16 protein-coding genes are annotated in these 17,637 nt (G+C 60.6%); 7 read left to right on the top strand and 9 right to left on the bottom strand.

Annotation, left to right across the window (positions count from 1 at the left end; all coding sequences use genetic code 11):
• The first annotated feature begins 270 nt into the window (after positions 1-270).
• Positions 271-570 carry a DUF1330 domain-containing protein gene (locus IVB18_RS26835; RefSeq protein WP_247983431.1) on the top strand — a complete coding sequence of 100 codons (300 nt, stop codon included), beginning with the start codon at positions 271-273 and terminating at the stop codon, positions 568-570.
• Position 571: 1 nt separating this feature from the next.
• Here IVB18_RS26835 and IVB18_RS26830 read toward each other — a convergent pair whose 3' ends face one another.
• Positions 572-1,036, bottom strand: coding sequence for a hypothetical protein (locus IVB18_RS26830; RefSeq protein WP_247983430.1), 465 nt, complete (start codon positions 1,034-1,036; stop codon positions 572-574).
• Between the two features lie 16 nt (positions 1,037-1,052).
• The gene (locus tag IVB18_RS26825) at positions 1,053-1,751 is read right to left on the bottom strand and encodes a hypothetical protein (RefSeq protein ID WP_247983429.1); all 699 of its coding nucleotides are present in this window, start codon (positions 1,749-1,751) and stop codon (positions 1,053-1,055) included.
• Between the two features lie 179 nt (positions 1,752-1,930).
• Between IVB18_RS26825 and IVB18_RS26820 the strand changes: the two genes are divergently transcribed.
• On the top strand, positions 1,931-2,899 hold the full coding sequence (locus tag IVB18_RS26820; protein WP_247983428.1) for a DUF2971 domain-containing protein: 969 nt from the start codon (positions 1,931-1,933) through the stop codon (positions 2,897-2,899).
• A 67-nt stretch (positions 2,900-2,966) separates the two neighbouring features.
• On the opposite strand, the gene IVB18_RS26815 is transcribed toward IVB18_RS26820, so the two are convergent.
• The 5 genes from IVB18_RS26815 to IVB18_RS26795 all read right to left on the bottom strand — a co-directional run bounded on the left by IVB18_RS26815 (position 2,967) and on the right by IVB18_RS26795 (position 8,298).
• On the bottom strand, positions 2,967-4,106 hold the full coding sequence (locus IVB18_RS26815) for a YaaC family protein (RefSeq protein ID WP_247983427.1): 1,140 nt from the start codon (positions 4,104-4,106) through the stop codon (positions 2,967-2,969).
• Entirely contained in the window at positions 4,107-4,766 is a 660-nt protein-coding gene (locus IVB18_RS26810) for an SOS response-associated peptidase (RefSeq protein ID WP_247983426.1), read from the bottom strand. It lies immediately after the preceding gene.
• Between the two features lie 6 nt (positions 4,767-4,772).
• Positions 4,773-5,645 (bottom strand): GIY-YIG nuclease family protein, encoded by an 873-nt coding sequence (locus IVB18_RS26805; protein ID WP_247983425.1) that lies wholly within the window; start codon positions 5,643-5,645, stop codon positions 4,773-4,775.
• A 126-nt stretch (positions 5,646-5,771) separates the two neighbouring features.
• Positions 5,772-6,731 (bottom strand): hypothetical protein, encoded by a 960-nt coding sequence (locus IVB18_RS26800; RefSeq protein WP_247983424.1) that lies wholly within the window; start codon positions 6,729-6,731, stop codon positions 5,772-5,774.
• 163 nt (positions 6,732-6,894) lie between these two features.
• Positions 6,895-8,298 carry a site-specific integrase gene (locus IVB18_RS26795; RefSeq protein ID WP_247983423.1) on the bottom strand — a complete coding sequence of 468 codons (1,404 nt, stop codon included), beginning with the start codon at positions 8,296-8,298 and terminating at the stop codon, positions 6,895-6,897.
• A 687-nt stretch (positions 8,299-8,985) separates the two neighbouring features.
• On the opposite strand from IVB18_RS26795, the gene IVB18_RS26790 reads away from it, so the two are divergent.
• On the top strand, positions 8,986-10,167 hold the full coding sequence (locus tag IVB18_RS26790; RefSeq protein WP_247983422.1) for an IS110 family transposase: 1,182 nt from the start codon (positions 8,986-8,988) through the stop codon (positions 10,165-10,167).
• Positions 10,168-10,757: 590 nt separating this feature from the next.
• On the opposite strand, the gene IVB18_RS26785 is transcribed toward IVB18_RS26790, so the two are convergent.
• Positions 10,758-10,988, bottom strand: a complete 231-nt coding sequence (locus tag IVB18_RS26785) for a hypothetical protein (RefSeq protein WP_247983421.1) — start codon at positions 10,986-10,988, stop codon at positions 10,758-10,760.
• Between the two features lie 212 nt (positions 10,989-11,200).
• Between IVB18_RS26785 and IVB18_RS26780 the strand changes: the two genes are divergently transcribed.
• From IVB18_RS26780 to IVB18_RS26770, 3 genes are all read left to right on the top strand, one after another.
• Positions 11,201-11,446 (top strand): hypothetical protein, encoded by a 246-nt coding sequence (locus tag IVB18_RS26780; protein WP_247983420.1) that lies wholly within the window; start codon positions 11,201-11,203, stop codon positions 11,444-11,446.
• 384 nt (positions 11,447-11,830) lie between these two features.
• On the top strand, positions 11,831-13,555 hold the full coding sequence (gene ilvD / locus IVB18_RS26775) for a dihydroxy-acid dehydratase (RefSeq protein ID WP_247983419.1): 1,725 nt from the start codon (positions 11,831-11,833) through the stop codon (positions 13,553-13,555).
• Complete coding sequence (locus IVB18_RS26770) at positions 13,542-14,366, top strand: tetratricopeptide repeat protein (RefSeq protein ID WP_247983418.1); 825 nt, start codon at positions 13,542-13,544, stop codon at positions 14,364-14,366. Before ilvD ends, IVB18_RS26770 begins: the two co-directional genes overlap by 14 nt.
• Positions 14,367-14,378: 12 nt before the next feature.
• On the opposite strand, the gene xth is transcribed toward IVB18_RS26770, so the two are convergent.
• Complete coding sequence (gene xth, locus IVB18_RS26765) at positions 14,379-15,176, bottom strand: exodeoxyribonuclease III (RefSeq protein WP_247983417.1); 798 nt, start codon at positions 15,174-15,176, stop codon at positions 14,379-14,381.
• Positions 15,177-15,308: 132 nt separating this feature from the next.
• Here xth and IVB18_RS26760 point away from each other — a divergent pair, with 132 nt between their 5' ends.
• Positions 15,309-17,636, top strand: coding sequence for an ATP-binding protein (locus IVB18_RS26760; protein ID WP_247983416.1), 2,328 nt, complete (start codon positions 15,309-15,311; stop codon positions 17,634-17,636).
• Position 17,637 lies beyond the last annotated feature (1 nt).

Below are 17,637 nucleotides of genomic sequence, written 5' to 3'. Positions count from 1 at the left end.
GCTCTTTACCGCCGTTTACGCAAGCCTGCGCGGTCCTCCATAGGCCCCGCCGACCGCGCACAGGCGGCCATCCTAGCGAACCAAAGCCGAGAAATGGAACCGCCAGATATTCTCAAGGCGGGCGGTCGCGCGTCCCTGCGGTCGATTTTTTTGCTCAGAAGGACCCAAGCAACATCGATGGGTCCTCGCGGCTTTCCCCTTTTGAGTAGAAGCCCGTTTAGGACCGATCCGTGATAGGCTTCTGACCGAAGACCATGCCGGAGAGCGGCCATGCCGAAGGCTTACTTGATCGCTGAGCACGTCATCACCGAGCCCGCCGTATTTGAGGAGTACCGGGTCAAGGTTGGGCCGATGATCGAAAAATACGGCGGGCGGTATCTGACCAAGGGCAGCGCGCATCAATTTCCCGAAGGGGGCCACTGGGAGCCGGAGCGCGTTGTCATCATCGAATTCCCCGATAAGCAATCGCTCGACGCGTGGTACAACTCGCCAGAGTATCAGCCGCTCATAAAATTACGCAAAGAGAGCACGAGTGATCTCGATATGCTGATCACGCTTGAGGGCGTGTAGCCTACGAGGCTGCGGCAGTTCTTTTCGGCACCCGAAGATCGCTCGGGACATCTACCGAGAGCTTCTTGAGCACCGTGTTGGGAAAACGAAGCAGCTTCTCACCGATGCCGACACGGCCAGCATAACGATCGAAGATGATTTGTCCCGGCCCGTTGAATATGACCTCGTGGGTGCCGTCCCGAAACAGCTTGAAGCCGAGATACAGGTCGGGCGTCGTCTTAAACGTTAGATGATCCTGAAATGTTGCTTTGATCTGCACCCCACGGCCACCACGCGTTTTGCCATCGTGAACCGCTCGGCTTACGTCATCCAACTCGATGTCGAACTCCGCCGCCGCAATGATCTCGCCTATGTCGCCGATCAATCGGCCATCGATCGTGAAGCGCCTGTGCGAGAATTCGGCTTGGAGCATTCCGATGCCCTGAAAGATGAGGCCAAGGGCCTCCTTGATCTGTTTCTGTGACACAGGCGCGACGCTCGCATTAAGGCACTGACTTCGTTTCCGGGTCGCTGACAAACGCCAAAAACGATCGTCCCAAGTCGGTGGAGCGACGCTCAAGCAGACCGCTGCCCGTCATCATGACTTGTATGCCGCTCGACGTGGTAAGTCCCATCGCGTTCAGGTCGGCGACGACCCGGTTTAAAAGCTCGCCATTGCTTTGAATTTCCGGAAACGCTGCATCTATTAGATGCACTAACGCACCACCCAACGAGATGCTCTCAGCCTTCCGTATCGCGGCAGGATTACCGCGCGGGTTATCCAGAAATGCCAGCAACACCGCGTGCATCGGCGTGATCCCGTCTAGCATTTGGATGAACAACATCCGGACAGTCTCATCAACGTGCCCGATAGCCGAATTGATGATCGCGTTTTGCAGCAGCTTCTTCTTCTCTGCGGACGCCGTTGTCGTTGCCAAACGCACAGCTTGAATGAACGTAGCCTGAAATTGCTCGTTGTCTCGCAGGTTCTCGGGACGAAGTCGTTCGCTGGATGCCTCCAGTGCAATCAATCGCTCCAATGTCGCCTTCATGAAGTCATCTCGCCGTTCCTGCGCTGGATCACCTATTACGAAGGCCAGGAATTCATTCAGTGGGCCGCCGACCACCGGCAGGGTGCCGACGGCCGCCTTGAGACCGCGATTGAGGAAATCCTCCGGTCGGTTGCCGAAAACGTCGCTCATGCCGATCCTCGTTTACGACAGCAGAGGTCACTCTGCATCGCGCAACTGTCATTGCTCGCCACGGTTTCTGTCCATCTCTACTGTGCATAAACCTACCACAAGTTGCCACAAGGGTGACAGCCCCGCGCGCCGCGCGTAACATCAACAGGAGCGATCTCGATGATCGGTGTGGGGGAGCAATGGACGACGATGCGATAGTCCGGATTTTTCAGCCGCTGTGGGCTGATCTTCGGCCAGAGGACACGTTCGTGGCCAAAAAACCACTGCTGGCGCATTACACGACTGTCCAGACTTTGGAAAAGATACTCGCCAACAATGAGATTTGGCTGTCGAACCCGTTGTTTATGAACGACATCGAAGAAGTCCGCTTTGGCGTGATCCAAGGCAACGAAATGGTTCTCGCCAGGCAGGAACTGGTCGATGCGTGCAAGACCCCCGAGCGCGCCCAGCAATTTAAGAACGCGTATGCCCACTTCTTCAACCAATTTGCCAACGAGCACATCTTCGATACCTACGTTTTCTGCCTTTCCGATCACCGGAGAGATGATGACGATGGGCGGTTGTCCATGTGGCGAGGCTACGGTGCAAACGGCAACGGAGTGGCAATCGTTTTCGATACGGCTCAGCTAACGTCGCTTGGAAGTTCGCCACTGATCATCGCTAAGGTTTCATACGAAACGAATGATGCCCGGCTGGGATGGCTCCAAAACACCATGGCATCGTTTGAGGCCTTGCTTGCAAGCGCGAACATCCCGGATGAAAAGCTTTATTTGGCCGCTCACGCGCTATTTGAACGGATTAAAATATTCGCCCTCTTCTCCAAACACAGGGGATTTGTTGAGGAGCAAGAATGGCGGGTCGTTTACTTGCCAGATCGCGACAAGGAGCAAAAGCTCCATTCAATGTTTCATTACTGGATTGGTCCTCGCGGCGTTGAACCAAAATTGAGGTTCAAGGTCCAACCCATCCCGGGGTTCACGGCTGACGACTTATCGCTGGACAAGATCACTGATAGGATCATTCTTGGACCGAGCATCTCGTCACCGCTGGCCCGTGCGTCGATGGACAGGATGCTAAATATCCTCAATCAACCCGAGCTGAAGTCGAAGCTGCGCATATCGACAATTCCATTTCGCGCAATTGGCTAGATCGCCGCACTTTGCTTAATGCAGCGCAAGACGTAGTTAGCGACGCACCCAGCTCGACCGGGGTCCTCTACGCATAGAGGTCCCGAGAATTTGCCCAATCAATAGATTTTTCGGCTAGCTTCGGAAAGTCGCTGAGCACCTTGCCTGAAAATGCCTCAATGAGTGAAAGTGCGCGGTCATCTGCAGTTCGTCGCTCTAACGTCGAATGCGAAAGCGAGTGCTGCCAAACGTGTGGTCGGTACCGCACCAAAGAACTTAAAAGGAATGCTCCGCAAAACTGTAGTGCAAACTCCGACAATTGAACCCCGTTTAGGGGCTTGATCGCCGTTGGATGATCATTGGTGATGCCCCCGGCCAAAGGAGGCAATATCGACGAAAAAGGGATGCGCGCCCGGCTTCGATCTCGCGCAACGAAACCATTTTCGTTTCTAACGAGGAACTGATCGGAAAATTCACCTTCGACGGGCTTATCAATGTTGTAGAAAAGCAGGACGGTGTTGTTCCACGCGTGACCAGCTTCGCAAAGGCACCACTGTCGAAGAAACGGAAATTTTTCACGCCATTTTTCTACGATCGAGCGCAGGTCATCCCTGTCGGCTATCAGATGAGGATCGTCGATCCGCAACTCAACTTCATCATCCCGATGATAGAAGCTAACCGACAGGCAGGCAGCATCTTCGCGGAACGTTCTTTGATAGAGCCTTTGCAGGCTCGGAATTCTAGCTAGAATTTCCTTCAAGGAACAGTTCGTGCCGCTCAGTGCAGCGGCGGGATCGAATGGCTTTGGCTCCGAACGGGGCATGGAATTCTGAAAATAATTCAGCCGTCCCAAAGATGCCACAACGTCGTTGAACTGAGCAAACAGCCCCTTTCGGTGGAACTGCAGCGTTAGGTCCTCTATGTTGGCAGCCTGTTGCGATACATCCGACACGCCATGAGATTGTGCGATGGTTGAAATTGATTGGACGTTGCGCGCGATAATGATCGCTTTGGCAAATCCAACGACGCCGTAATAGATCTGCAATGGCTGCACTTGGAGTGGAGCAGAAGCGGCTATCTCAAAAAACAGTCTGCCTTGTTGCAAACAAGCAGCGATATCGTGGGCTATTTCCGTCGATGGGGTTCTTCCCGTCGAGTGCTTGATTATTGCTTTGAGATTTGTTGTGCTTTCGAGAAATCTAATCTTGTTCCAATCTTGGGCTTGCATTTAGGTTGCCTTATCTTCCTTATCCGACCCTCGCGCAACGATCTGGAGCGCATCGTTGGGCAGCGGTCGCTGCAAAGCTTTAGCCTCATCCCAGGAAGCCCGCATCCAAACATCGCGCTCCTCGTCGGTGGTCAAGATCACCGGCATTGCCTTAGGGTGGATGGGCGCGACGACCCCGTTGGGAGCAGTTGTCAGAAATCCATAGATGAGATGCGGCCCCGGTACCGGCTTCGACTTGGTGCCTCGATCCCCCTTGAACTCGGTCCAAATGCCCGCGAAGGCGAACAGCGGTCGGTCCTCATTGATCGCGAACCATACGACGTCTTTCTTCTTGGTCTCGGGGTTCGGCTCGGGCGCATACTCAGCAAAGCTGTTCGCCGGGACCAAGCAGCGGTTCTCCGGCTTGAGCCAGCCGCGCCAATGGGGCGATGACGTGTTGCGGATATTGGTGACCGGCGGTCCCCCCGTGCGCGGTGGTGGGGGCATGCCCCACCGCATCAAGACCATCTCGCGCCCTGCGTCGTTGTTGCGGATCACCGGAGCCGGATAGTCCGGAAACACGCCGGGCATCGGGGCGAGATTGCCGACGTAGCGATTGACCACGCGAAACAGAGCGCGGATCGCCTCTTGGTTCGTGGTCACACTGTAGAGATTGCACATGCCGGTCTAGTTATCATTGAGGCCATAGGGCTGGCGAGTGTGCAGGCGCTCCTTCCAATTACTTTCGAGCCATTGAACTTCTTCGGGGGGCATAGTGGGAGAAACCAGTTCGAGGATGGTGAAACGAAAAGTTGTTGGGTCACGCTGCCGCAGCAATCTGTTCCCGCCGTGCCCCGATGCCCCGTAGTGTCGCCACCTACCCAAAAGATTTTCCGACCCATAAGCGGAGCCGATGTAGCCCTTCGCATCCGAGCTATCGAAAATGTAGTAGATGCCCCGCCACTCGGCGAGCTTCGCCTGCCAACGCTTTGGCAAAATACTGAGTTGGCCCCAAGTAAGGTCTAGCTCGTTCCATTTCTGCATCGCTGTATCAAGCGCGCTGTCTTCGAGAACAGCGTGAATGGACATCCTATTGCGGTGGGCGCGCCGCCACCAAGATCGCTCAGGCGGCGGCCAATCCACTACTAATTTGCCCCTCCATTCGGAATAGAAGTCCAACGGTTTCAGGTCGAACCACAGGCAACTGGATCGACGGCCCGTCACGAACGCGCGCATTCCTAGCTTCTTCAATTCGGTATTGGCCGGGATACGCCAAAATTTGGGCTGCGTAAGAGGTCTTGATTTCCCGATAGCATATGCGCCGATGAACAATGCTCTGCCGGAGCCGTGTCGGATGAAGGAGGCCACATGGCTCGCGGACAGCAAAACCTTCTCGACTTTCTCACTGTGCGCTTGTTGGTAGGCGTTGAATAGATCAGGCCGGTCAGCTGCTAACAGCGGAAGGATTTTATTGAGTTCTGGCTCCGTGGGACGGTGCCGAAACACGATAACGCCACGCGGATCGATACCTTTGCCCATCAAAAGCTCGTTCAATTCCATGTGCCCGATCCGTGTCAGTCCGGTGCGAGTGCAGCTTCTGGCAATACGATAAAAGACGCACGACGCGATGTCGCGCCTGCACGAGTGAAGATGGCGCGGCCTCCATTTCGGCGACGAAATGGGCGGCTAGAAGCGTCCAGTGCGAGAAATAATATCATCCAGCAAAGCAAAAAGTGGAGCAGGCCATATGACACCCTGTTTAGCCGCTTCGCTTGCTCGATCCCGAACATATTGGGCGCTAATTGGTCCGTCGGATCTTTGTTCATTGTAGAGTGTCGACATTGCCGCAAGCAATTTCCGTACACGCCGCCGCGCCATGGCTTGGGCGTACCACCAGAATGGCAGCGCGAATGTGCTCATTGAAGCAAACGCCAAGAACAAGAACCCGCATACCCCCATGATCCATTCTGCGGCATTCACTCCGATCCATCCGCTGGAACTTGCCCAGAGTGCAAGCCCAGCAATTCCGCCGAAGAAGACGCTGTTGATGAATTGACCCTTCAAATATCGGAGCAACGGATGGCGTTGTTTCAATGGAGATCTCGCCGGAAATAGTCCGAACGTCTCTTCGTTGAGCATCTCATCGCCAAAGGCGTAAAGCTCCATTGCAATCAGAGCGCGGACGAGAAAACGTTCTAAAGCCTGACACCGATATGGGAGTGCCAAGTAGTTACCGACTACGCCTTCAAGCTGTGAGCGATCGATATAAGGGACCTGCTTTGCTCTTATTTTGTCCAGCGGATTTGCATTGCTGTCCCAGAAATTTGGCGACGGGCTGTCCGAGCCATAGCGGACGAAAGCAAACCGCAACGATCTGACGATCTCTAAAGCAGCATTCAAAACACTCTCTTCAAAATCACGCGGATCAGCCTTGTTCGGCAGTGCGTAATCTGACGCGGCTTTAGCCATCCTCTTCAGGAGAAAGCCATAAAGACCCGGTTTCTCCGCGCAATCGTCACCGAATTGTGCGCTCAGCTCGTAGTTTACGGCCTCGCCGCAAATGTTCTCGAAATGCCATCTTCGAGTTGCGTCGTCCAATATGCCGCCGAGCGCATCGGCGCTTTTCCTGTAATCACCTGCTTCCATCGAAATACGAGCCCCCCAGCGGGCACTCTACTTACAATTGGCCACCGCTACAACCAAGCCGTGCGCCGCTGCGCCGCTCTCGCAGGCCCCTATGTTCGAAGCCTCGGCCAGCTTCGCGCTGACCGGGCTACTCATATCGTGCAAATTGCGCGATCTGGGTTGATCAGGCCGCGACTAGCCGCAGCTTCGGGTCTACGGGCTTCACAGGAAGCTCCCCGATGATCCGCCGCAGTTCCGCTGCGATGCCGTCGAGCACGGCGCGCTTCTCCTTCATCCTTTTGCTGTGATTGTAGACCTTGCCGGTGACGGTCGGCACGATCTGCTCGGCTTTCTTGCTGGCGGCATGGTCGAGACACTTCGCGATCCACGCGTCGTCAAAGCCGAGATCACCCGCCAAGGTAGCCGCCGTCCGGCGCAGGTCGTGCGGCGTGAAAGGCCGCAGGCCGAGTAGCTGGCAGATGCCGGGGATGGTCACCTTGCCCTTGCGCTTGATGCCGCGCAGCGCGTCGGCCATCGCCTTGCGGTACATCGGCTTGTTGTCGAGCAGGCTGGCGAATACGAAATCCTTGTTGTTGCCCTTCAAGGCGTCCCTGATGATCTCCACCGCGAGGCTCGACAGCGGCTGTTGGATCATTCGCCGCTTCTTGACCCGCTTCAATGGCACGTCGAGGCGCGGCTGCTCGCCGTCGAGGTCGATCAGTTCGTTGCGGTGCGCGCCGAGCAGTTCGGCCGAGCGCAGCATGGTGACCAACTCGAACTTGAGCGCGAGCCGGGTCCTCCGGTCCCATGACGCCAGCAGTTCGTCATCAGCGAGGCCGTGCCAGAAAATCCTGATCTCGTCCTCGGTCAGGACGCGGGTGCGCGGATGCTCCGGGTCGAGCGGCTCCAGATCACTGCAAGGGTTGGCGGTGATGTACTCGCGCCGCAACGCCCACCGGAACATGCCCGACGCCGCCTTGCGCATGTGACGTGCATTGCTGACCGACGGCTTGCCGCCGTGCCGACCCGCTACGATGTCGTCCGACAACGCCTGTATGTCGCCTCGGGTGACGTCGACCGCGATCTTCCTGCCCAGCTTCGGGCCGATGAAGCGGCGCAGATGGCTCGCGGTGTTCTCCCAGCTTTCCAGCCGGGGCCGCATCTCGCCGTCCGCCTTGCGAACCGGCGTCTGCATCCACTCGATCCGCTCCTCGATGATCTCGTCAACGGTTTTGCCTCGCCGGGCCTTGAGCGTCTTCTGCTGTCGCAGGCTCTCGGCGATGTTCTCGCCGTTGCCGATCCGCATTCTCAGGGCATAGACCTCGGTGCGGGCATGCTCGACCGTGAAGGTTTCGCGATTGTAGATGCCGAGCCATTTGGACCGTTGCTTACCGGTGGCAGGGTCGGTGAACTTGAAATTGAAGGTGGCGACGCCTGTCGGGATGATGCTGACATACAGGCCGGGACATTTGCGGTCGTAGATTTTGACCCGCTCGGCGACCCGCTTCTCGCAGAGGCGGTCGGTCAGGTTGACGCTGCCCTGGCGGGCGCGCTTGCCAGCGGGGGTGGCGATAATGGTAGTGTCCATGTGGTTTCGGCTCCTCAAGGCTTGGGACCAAAGGGCTCGGCTTTGGGGCTTTCAGTTTGTCGTGCGGACGCTGAAAGACTTAGGGCCGGGCCCTAGATTTGACGAAACCCGCCGAAGCGCCCCGCAACAGGCTAGACGAAAAGTGCTTGTTTCAAAGGGTTTTTGTAGTCTTAGCGGGTCTCACCGAATGCCAAAATATAGACGTGTGGTCCTGGCCGTCGTTGCTACGGTCAAGCTCTTGCGGAGGCAGAAAGCGGGCTCAACCGGGCAAGCATCTGCAGTCAATTCGCGAGGGTGAGGGAGGCCAGAAGGAACTCGGCTCCCGGGAGAGCACGGCATAAGCCGTCAACCCACTGCGCAGGGAAGGCCGAGTGTTTAGGCTGCACCTGTATGCCGCTGTGCAGTCTTTTTGCGCTACCATGCGCGCAGCGGACCGTGGGTGCCAGGCCGGCACCCGGCCTTCCCTGCGCCTTCTTTCTCAGGAGAGTGCGAAGGAGAGAGCATAACTCGGGCGAAATGCGCCGCGAGAATGTGAAGGCGTGTCTGCGAGTTGAAATGTGCATTGGAGAATCGCGATGCCGACCTTGCTCCGTCATTGCGAGCGCAGCGAAGATTCCATGGGGAGTGGATAGCGACCAGGTCTGAGGCCAGACTGAGGTTGCTGACCCCCTCAACCTGGAGACGACGATGTTGCTCGATCATCCTTCCGACGGACCGACCGCTATCCGCACGCAGTTTGGCGCAATTTTTGTGTCTTTGGAACTGAGCCGTTCGACGTGGGTGATTACGTCACTTTCGCCTGGTACGGGCGAGAAGATGTCCAGGCACAGCGTCACGGCCGGCGATACGGCTGAGCTGATGAAGCTGTTTGCGGAACTCAGGCGCAAGGCGGAGGCCAGGACCCGCGAGAGCTATCCGATCATCACGATCCAGGAAGCTGGGCTGGACGGGTTCTGGCTGCACCGTGTTCTGCAACAGAACGGCATTGAGAGCCACGTGGTCGATCCCGCCTCGATTGCGACGTCGCGACGGCGGCGGCGGGCCAAGACTGACAGGCTCGATGGCGAGGCGCTGTTGCGGGCGCTTCTGGCCTACAAGCGCGGCGAGCCGCGGGTCTGTGCGATGGTGGTTGCGCCCTCGCCTGAAGAGGAGGACCGGCGCAGGCTGTGTCGCGAACGAGCGACGCTGATCGCCGAGCGCATCACGCATGTGAACCGGATCAAGGGTCTTCTGTTCGCGCAGGGGATATCCGACTACGTGCCGCTGCGGCGCAATCGGCGGGCGCGGCTTGAGGCCTTGCGCACGGGCGACGGGCGGGAGCTGCCTTCGCATTTGAAGGCGCAGATCGGCCGCGAGCTCGATCGGGTCGAACTGCTTCTGGAACAGATCAAGGCGGTCGAGGCCGCGCGAGATGCTCTGCTGGCCGCAGCCCGGAAGCCTGCAGACAAGAACGCTGCAGACAAGGTCGCGCCGGATCCGGTGGCGATGCTGCTGGCCTTGAAAGGGCTCGGCGCCAACTTTGCGGCCGTGCTCTGGTCGGAGGCGTTCTACCGGCAGTTCTCCAACCGCCGCCAGGTCGCCGCCTATGCGGGGCTTGCGGCGACGCCGTGGCAAAGCGGAGGCATCCGGCACGAGCAGGGCGTGTCGAAGGCCGGCAATCCCAGGCTGCGGACCACAATGATCCAGCTCGCCTGGCTGTGGATACGTCACCAGCCGCAGTCGGCCCTGACGCGCTGGTTCAAGGAGCGAAGCCCGCAAGGCCGCAAGCGCGCGATCGTGGCGCTGGCGCGCAAGCTTCTCGTGACCTTGTGGAAGTATGTCACCGCGGGCGAGACCATCGAGGGGGCCGTGATGAAGCCCGCCGCCTGATCCGGACCGCACCAAGCGGCGTGCTTCGCCGCCCGCGCGCAACGAAAGAACCATAACCCATCTGCCGAGGCCCGATCAGTCTCGGAAGATCCGGGTGGACGAACCGATGGATTGCATGGCTTCAAACGCCGCAACGAAGAATGGCCTCGTCCTCTCGAGCCTGCCCGCCGCAAGCGGAATCGTGGTGCAGTCGCCTTGTGCGACGACCGAATGTGAGTTTGATCTGGCAAGCAACCCAGATCGTCGAACCGGCTCGACCCTTGGATCGCAAATGCGAGGATGGCAGATGCCCTGACAGAACCGCCAACGCGAGGAGCTCCTATCGGCCCAACGCACCAAGCATGATGGCGTGCTCGCTCAACTCAAGGCCAAGCCGCTTCGCGGCGGCCCTAACAGGCCGGCCTTGACTTGATCTGCGCGCGCCATCCTGCAGAACCCGCGGTCGGGACGAAGAGGTGGCTGCAGTCGAACAAAAAGGTGACTGCTCATCCTTGACATACACATTCCCCATGTGAGCAATCCAGAGTCTTTCCGCGGAGGGATTCTGGATTGCTTCGCTGCGCTAGGAAGAAACTGCTGGAGAACTGGCGTCAGGCGGCCTCTGGCGTTGGCTGGAGTTGGACGGAGAAGCCGAGCTTTTTGAGGCCGGCGACCAGTCGGTTCGCTTTGACCTCGTTGGGCCGGCGATCGAAGTGGGCGGCGCCGAGGTCACGATGCTCGGTGCCGTCCTTGAGGATGTGGTAGATGGCGGTGAGGAGCGAGGCGGCGACGGCGCAGATGGCTTTTTGTGGCCCGCGTCTGGCCTGGCGGCCCAGGCGCATTGAACGAGCATCGTCTTGAGCCACGGTGCTCCCTTGCGCAGGCGCGAGGACTTGCGCTTGCCGGCGCTTTCGTTCTGCCCAGAGCACAGGCCGGTCCAGGCAACGAGATGGCCAGCGGTCTCGAACCGGCTCATGTCGGCGCCGATCTCGGACAAAATTGCCGGCGCCGCAACCGCACTGACCCCGGGGACCGTGCTCAGAAGTCCAATCAAGTGGCGAAAGGGGGTCTTGCTGCCGTCTATCTCCGCTTCCATGCAGCTGATCCGCTGAGCGATTTCGACATCAAGCTTGCGAATCGTCTCATCCAGACCATCGCGTTGCCGCAGATGAAGCGCGAGCAGAAAGCGGTGGTGATCCGTCAGGCGCCCGTGCAGGGCATCGTAAAGCTCCTTCGGCGACGCCTTGATCTGCTTGCCGGCAAGCTCGGCGAGCTTGTTCGGCTAGGAATGACGATGTGAGCGCAGATGCGTGCCATGACGGAAGGCGAGAGTGGCGACTCACCCAACTGCGCCCGTGATCGAGCCGAACGCGGGCGCGCGAGGCCGAGCCACAAAATCTGAAGTTTTGGATTGGTCTCCGCTGTGAGGGTATCGCGGTAGGCTCACCCGTGTCTTGCGAGGCACGATTGTGCTGTCCATGCAACAGTCGGCGCGGATTTAACCCTCGTCGCAGGCCGTTCGCGTCGGCGCCGCTTTTTAGCCACACCCGAACATGAATAAAATCACTCTAATGTTTTAGGGGCACCGGCGGCCGACGAAGGCGACGAGAAATCCCAAGGTCGATTCAAATCTTGGGTCTGATTTTTCGGGTCTGAAAGGGTTGGCCGGGGAAACTGGTTTGCGATGGACGCGAAGAGCAACATCAAGCAGAGGCTGCCGAGCCGTCACGTGACGGAAGGCCCCGCGCGCGCACCCCATCGCTCCTACCTCTACGCCATGGGTCTGACCACCGCGCAGATCCACCAGCCCTTCGTCGGCGTCGCCTCTTGCTGGAATGAGGCCGCGCCCTGCAACATCGCCCTGATGCGCCAGGCGCAGGCGGTGAAGAAGGGCGTCGCGTCGGCCGGCGGCACCCCGCGTGAATTCTGCACCATCACCGTCACCGACGGCATCGCCATGGGCCATGACGGCATGCGCTCCTCGCTGCCGTCACGCGAATGCATCGCCGACTCTGTCGAGCTGACGATCCGCGGCCACGCCTACGATGCGTTGGTGGGTCTTGCCGGCTGCGACAAGTCGCTGCCGGGTATGATGATGGCGATGGTCCGCCTCAACGTGCCCTCGATCTTCATCTATGGCGGATCGATCCTGCCCGGCAATTTCCGCGGCCAGCAGGTCACGGTTCAGGATATGTTCGAGGCCGTCGGCAAGCACTCGGTCGGCGCCATGTCGGACGAGGATCTCGACGAGATCGAGCGCGTGGCATGCCCCTCGGCCGGCGCCTGCGGCGCTCAGTTCACCGCCAACACTATGGCGACGGTCTCCGAGGCGATCGGGCTAGCGCTGCCGTACTCTGCTGGCGCGCCTGCACCTTACGAGATCCGCGACGCCTTCTGCATGACCGCGGGCGAGAAAGTAATGGACCTGATCGCGTCCAACATCCGGCCGCGCGACATCGTCACCCTCAAGGCATTGGAGAACGCGGCCGCCGTTGTTGCGGCCTCCGGTGGCTCGACCAATGCTGCGCTGCACCTGCCGGCGATCGCGCATGAGGCCGGCATCAAGTTCGACCTGTTTGACGTTGCCGAAATCTTCAAAAAGACACCATATGTCGCTGATTTGAAGCCCGGTGGTCGTTATGTCGCCAAAGACATGTTTGAGGTTGGCGGCATTCCGCTTCTGATGAAGACGCTGCTCGACAATGGCTTCCTCCACGGTGATTGCCTCACTGTCACGGGCCGCACGATCGCCGAAAACCTCAAGAGCGTGAAATGGAATCCGCACCAGGATGTGGTGCACCCGGCAGACAAGCCGATCACCGTCACCGGTGGTGTGGTCGGTCTGAAGGGCAATTTGGCGCCAGAAGGTGCGATCGTGAAAGTCGCGGGAATGTCCAACCTGAGGTTCACCGGTCCAGCTCGCTGCTTCGACCGGGAAGAGGACGCCTTTGAGGCCGTCCAGAACCGCACCTACCGCGAGGGCGAAGTCATCGTGATCCGCTACGAGGGGCCGAAGGGCGGTCCCGGCATGCGGGAAATGCTCCAGACCACCGCGGCGCTGACCGGCCAGGGCATGGGCGGCAAGATCGCGCTCATCACCGACGGCCGGTTCTCCGGTGCAACCCGCGGCTTCTGCATCGGCCATGTCGGGCCCGAGGCCGCCATTGGGGGCCCGATCGGGCTGTTGCAGGATGGCGACATCATCGAGATCGACGCGGTCGCCGGCAGCCTTAACGTAAAATTGAGCGACGATGAGCTGGCTCAGCGCAAGACCAAATGGCGCGCTCGCGCGACTAACCATACGTCAGGTGCGCTTTGGAAATATGCCCAGCAGGTTGGACCAGCGGTCGGTGGGGCAGTAACCCATCCGGGCGGCGCGCACGAGAAACAGTGCTATGCGGACATCTAGGCGTGCAATAGTTGCGTTTGTGTTGGGGGCTGCTGCGCTGGCCACGCCGGCGCTCGCCTTCGACGGCGCGCCCGTCAATCAGAAGGATGCGACCATCCCGGTGGTTACCACCCTGCCGGGCGCAGCGGGCAAGGTGCGCAATGTGCCGCCGGCGGTGGCGAGCCAGGAAACCTCGCTCAGCGCCCTGCAATATGCCGCCGAGGGTGGCCACCCGATCGCGCAGTGGAAGCTCGGCCGCATGTACGCCAATGGCGACGGCGTCGCCCAGGACGATGTGCGCGCCTTCGAATATTTCAGCCGGATCGCCAACGCGCATGCCGAGGACAGCCCGTCGGCGCCGCAGGCGCAGATCGTGGCCAACGCCTTCGTCGCGCTCGGGCGCTACTATCTCAGCGGCATCCCGAACTCGAAGATCAAGCCGGATACGGACCGGGCACGTGAGATGTTCTCCTACGCGGCGTCCTATTTCGGCAATGCGGATGCACAGTACGATCTCGCTCGGCTCTACCTGAAGACGCCGGACGCCTCGCGCGAGGATTTCCGCTACGGCGCGCGCTGGCTCGGCCTTGCCGCGCAGAAGGGCCAGCATCAGGCTCAGGCGCTGCTCGGCCAGATGCTGTTCAACGGCGACCGCCTGCCGCGGCAGGCCGCGCGCGGCCTGATGTGGCTGACCTTGGCGCGTGACAGCGCCGGAGCCGAGGAGACCTGGATCAAGGAAAGCTACAACCGCGCTTTCGCCAAGAGCTCCGACGACGACCGCGCCATGTGCCTGCAGATGCTGGAACAGTGGGTGCAGGGCCGCCGCGACTGATCTCGGCGGGCCTTACGCCGCCTCCAAATCCAGATCCGCCCACACCGGCACGTGGTCCGACGGCCTCTCCCAGCCGCGCACATAGCTGTCGATGCCGACATTGGCGAGCCGGTCGCAGGCCTGCGGCGACATCAGCAGATGGTCGATCCGCAGGCCCTGGTTCTTCTGCCAGGCGCCGGCCTGGTAGTCCCAGAAGGTGTAGAGCCCGGGCTCGTCGGTGACCGCCCGCAGCGCGTCGGTCAGGCCGAGGCCGAGCAGGGACTGAAAGCTCTCACGCGTTTCGGGCTTGAACAGGGCGTCCCCGGTCCAGGCGGCGGGATTGTGCACGTCGCGGGCAGCGGGGATGACGTTGAAGTCGCCTGCGAGGATCAGCGGCTCCTCGGTCTTAAGTCGCTGCTTCGAATACTCAAGAAGCCGCGACATCCATTTGAGCTTATAGGGATATTTCTCGGTCCCGACGGGGTTGCCGTTGGGCAAATAGAGGCAGGCGACGCGCAGGACGCCGCGCTTGAGCGTCACGACGCCCTCGAGGAAGCGGGCATGCGCGTCCTCGTCGTCGCCGGCCAGCCCCGACTTGGTCTCGTCGAACGGCAATTTCGACAGCAGGGCGACGCCGTTGAAGGTCTTCTGCCCATGCGTGATCACGTTATAGCCCAGCGCCTCGATCTCCAGCCGCGGGAAGGCCTCATCGACGCATTTGATCTCCTGGAGGCAGACGATGTCCGGCTGGCACTCCCTGAGCCAGGTCAGGAGATGCTCGATCCGCTGCCGGACCGAGTTCACGTTCCACGTCGCTACTCTGATCGGCATTGCGGGAAGCTCCAAACGGGGCTCCGTTAGAACAAACTGCAAACGCGCCCGTCAAGGACGCCGCAGAATCTCCCACAAAATTAACCCGGCTTAAGCAGGCAGCAGGCCATTGATGCCGAAAAGGTTCCACGGATGGGATGGCCGGACAAATCCTCACAACGCACTGAGCCGCATGACGGCCTGATCGGCGCGTTCCTGTATTGGCTCGGAGGCTTCGAGATCGAGGACGGCCTGACCGCCGATCTCAGCGAGCGCGAGATGGGCCGCATCCGCGCCAAGCAGATCGACGCCGTGACGCGGCTGATCCCGGTGACGATGGCTGTCACCATGCTCAACGTCGCCATCGTGCTGATCCTGTTCTGGGGCAGGGGCTGGAACGGCTTCCTCGCGATCTGGGGTCTGACCCTTGCCGCCTCCGCCTCGCTCGCCGTTCGCGCGTGGCAGCGTTCCCACAAGAACCCGCCGCAGGAGATGTCGGCCCGCGCCGCGCGGCAGATGATGCGGCAGGCATTTTTCCTCGCCGCGATCTGGGGCACACTGCCGCTCGCGCTGTTCAGCCGCATCGAGCCGACCAGCCAGCTCATCCTGGCCTGCCTGATGGTCGGCATGATGTCCGGCGGCGCCTTCACGCTCTCGACCTTCCCGCGCGCCGGCCTCGTCTATCTCGCCACCATGACCATTGCCTGCGCCGGTGCGCTATTGCTGTGCGGCGCCGGGCCGTATCTCTTGACCTCGGTGTTCCTGATGCTGTTCGCGTTCTTCATGGCGCGCAACATCGTCTCCCAGGGCAATCTGTTCCTCGGCAATCTCAAGGCGCAGCTCGAGCTCGAACGGCAGACCGAGATCATCTCGCTGCTCCTGAAGGATTTTCAGGAGAACGCCAGCGACTGGCTGTGGCAGACCGACGCCGAGGGTCATCTGGTCGACGTGCCCGAGCGCTTTGCCGACGTCGCGCAGCTTCCGCTTCCGCTCCTGAAGGGATCGCACTTCGCCGACGTGCTCGACATGCTCTGCCCCGAGGACAAGACGGCAGCCTACAACATCGTCGGCCTGATGGAACACGCCGAACCGCTGCACGAGATGAGCATCAAGGTCGTCGCTGGCGGCGAGGCGCGGCTGTGGTCGCTGACGGCGAAGCCGGCCTACGACCGCGACGGCCAGTTCCTCGGCTACCGCGGCTTCGGGCGCGACGTGACCGAGCGCTGGCGCGCGGAGAAGGCCGAGGCCGAGAGCCGCGCCAAGTCCGACTTCCTGGCGGTGATGAGCCATGAGATCCGCACGCCGATGAACGGCGTGCTCGGGCTTGCCAGCATGCTGCTCGAAACCAAGCTTGACCCGGAGCAGCACGAGGCCGTCACCACGATCCGCGAATCCGGTGACAATCTCCAGCGCATCCTCAACGACATCCTCGATCTCTCCAAGCTCGAGGCCGGCCGCTTCGCATTCGAGGCGATCGACTTCGCTCCGCAGGCACTCGTCGAGGCGGTTGCGACCGTCGTGCGTGCAGGCGCCAAGAGCAAGGGGCTGGCGGTCAGGGTCGAGCTCGATCCGAACCTTCCGCCCACGCTGCGCGGCGATGTCGCGCGCATCCGGCAGGTGCTGCTCAACCTCGCATCGAACGCGGTGAAGTTCACCGATGCCGGCGAGGTCACGATATCGGCCACCTGCCAGGCGCGCCGCGACCTGCTCGCCACCGTCGAATGGACCGTGACCGACAGCGGCATCGGCATTGCGCCCGAGAAGGTCGGGCAGCTCTTCAGCGACTTCGCCCAGGCCGACGCCTCGATCAGCCGCCGTTTCGGCGGCACCGGGCTTGGGCTTGCGATCTCCCGGCGCATCATCGAGCAGATGGGCGGCACCATTGGCGTCACGTCGACGCCGGGCGAGGGCTCGTCCTTCCGCTTCACGCTGGTGCTGCCCTGGAGCCAGGCGCAGGCGTCCGACCAGAATGCAGACCGCGACGAAGCCGATGATCTCAAGGCGCGCATCGCGGGCCTCGACCGGCCGCTGAAGGTGCTGGTCGCGGAGGACGATGCCGTCAACCGCATGGTCGTGAGCAAGATGCTCGGCGCCTTCGAGGTCGAGCTGCGCGTTGTCACCGACGGCGTCGAGGCCGTCGCGGCGGCCTCCGAAGGCGACTACGACGTCGTGCTGATGGACGTGCGCATGCCCGACATGGACGGCCTTGCCGCGACCCGGGCGATCCGTGCGCAGGGCGGGCGCTTCGAAGTCCTGCCGATCATCGCGCTGACCGCCAACGCCTTCCCCGAGGACGTCAGGATCTGCCGCGAAGCGGGCATGTCGGACTTCTTGGCAAAACCGTTGCGCAAGCCAGCATTGGTGGCAGCATTGCTGCGCGCGCTGAACCATGAGGTGTGGGACGACGCGCCCCTTCAGCCGGAGCTGATGCCGGTCGAGGCGGACTGGACGGATGAGGAAAGGCAGATGACCGGCGCGTAGC

The sequence above is a fragment of the Bradyrhizobium sp. 186 genome, from assembly GCF_023101685.1.
Lineage (GTDB): Bacteria > Pseudomonadota > Alphaproteobacteria > Rhizobiales > Xanthobacteraceae > Bradyrhizobium.
The sequence above is the reverse complement of the archived record's forward strand: the minus strand, read 5'-3'. Positions and strand labels throughout refer to the sequence as shown.

Excerpts from the sequence above, each read along its gene's own strand:
- IVB18_RS26770 (WP_247983418.1), top strand. The coding sequence starts at position 13,542 with ATGCGGACATCTAGGCGTGCAATAGTTGCGTTTGTGTTGGGGGCTGCT.
- IVB18_RS26800 (WP_247983424.1), bottom strand. The coding sequence starts at position 6,731 with ATGGAAGCAGGTGATTACAGGAAAAGCGCCGATGCGCTCGGCGGCATA.
- IVB18_RS26760 (WP_247983416.1), top strand. The coding sequence starts at position 15,309 with ATGGGATGGCCGGACAAATCCTCACAACGCACTGAGCCGCATGACGGC.
- IVB18_RS26820 (WP_247983428.1), top strand. The coding sequence starts at position 1,931 with ATGGACGACGATGCGATAGTCCGGATTTTTCAGCCGCTGTGGGCTGAT.
- IVB18_RS26795 (WP_247983423.1), bottom strand. The coding sequence starts at position 8,298 with ATGGACACTACCATTATCGCCACCCCCGCTGGCAAGCGCGCCCGCCAG.
- IVB18_RS26810 (WP_247983426.1), bottom strand. The coding sequence starts at position 4,766 with ATGTGCAATCTCTACAGTGTGACCACGAACCAAGAGGCGATCCGCGCT.
- IVB18_RS26815 (WP_247983427.1), bottom strand. The coding sequence starts at position 4,106 with ATGCAAGCCCAAGATTGGAACAAGATTAGATTTCTCGAAAGCACAACA.
- IVB18_RS26835 (WP_247983431.1), top strand. The coding sequence starts at position 271 with ATGCCGAAGGCTTACTTGATCGCTGAGCACGTCATCACCGAGCCCGCC.
- IVB18_RS26785 (WP_247983421.1), bottom strand. The coding sequence starts at position 10,988 with ATGCGCCTGGGCCGCCAGGCCAGACGCGGGCCACAAAAAGCCATCTGC.
- IVB18_RS26790 (WP_247983422.1), top strand. The coding sequence starts at position 8,986 with ATGTTGCTCGATCATCCTTCCGACGGACCGACCGCTATCCGCACGCAG.
- IVB18_RS26825 (WP_247983429.1), bottom strand. The coding sequence starts at position 1,751 with ATGAGCGACGTTTTCGGCAACCGACCGGAGGATTTCCTCAATCGCGGT.
- IVB18_RS26805 (WP_247983425.1), bottom strand. The coding sequence starts at position 5,645 with ATGGAATTGAACGAGCTTTTGATGGGCAAAGGTATCGATCCGCGTGGC.
- ilvD (WP_247983419.1), top strand. The coding sequence starts at position 11,831 with ATGGACGCGAAGAGCAACATCAAGCAGAGGCTGCCGAGCCGTCACGTG.
- xth (WP_247983417.1), bottom strand. The coding sequence starts at position 15,176 with ATGCCGATCAGAGTAGCGACGTGGAACGTGAACTCGGTCCGGCAGCGG.